The sequence below is a fragment of the Archangium violaceum Cb vi76 genome, assembly GCF_000733295.1.
Classification (GTDB): domain Bacteria; phylum Myxococcota; class Myxococcia; order Myxococcales; family Myxococcaceae; genus Archangium; species Archangium violaceum.
This window is the reverse complement of sequence record NZ_JPMI01000192.1, coordinates 1-299: the sequence shown is the minus strand read 5'-3', so window position 1 is coordinate 299 and position 299 is coordinate 1. Positions and strand designations below refer to the sequence as shown.

Genomic DNA, 299 nt, shown 5'->3' with positions numbered 1-299 from the left:
CGACGAGGAGGAGTTCGTCAAGCGCCACTTGGAGCACCTCTTGTGGATTCGGCAGCGCACCGCGGCATGGCGCGCCGTCGCCGCTGGCGCTCCCGTGCCACCCCGGCTGTCCATCTCCATGAGTGGCCAGCACCACGTGGGCCCGACAACTGGCGCGCCCACCATCCTGCTCACGCCCATGATCCTTCCCTACGAGGACGCCTTGTGGTTTGCCCGCGAGGCGTTCGTGGGGAGGCCCCTCGTCGTCTATGGCGAGGGGCTCACGCGGGAGGATGTCTTCAACCGGGTCCACAAAGCCT

1 protein-coding gene is annotated in these 299 nt (G+C 67.6%); it reads left to right on the top strand.

The window, feature by feature from the left end:
• Positions 1-40 precede the first annotated feature (40 nt).
• Positions 41-299: hypothetical protein (locus Q664_RS26300; RefSeq protein WP_152622350.1), on the top strand; the 259-nt coding region annotated here is incomplete at its 3' end.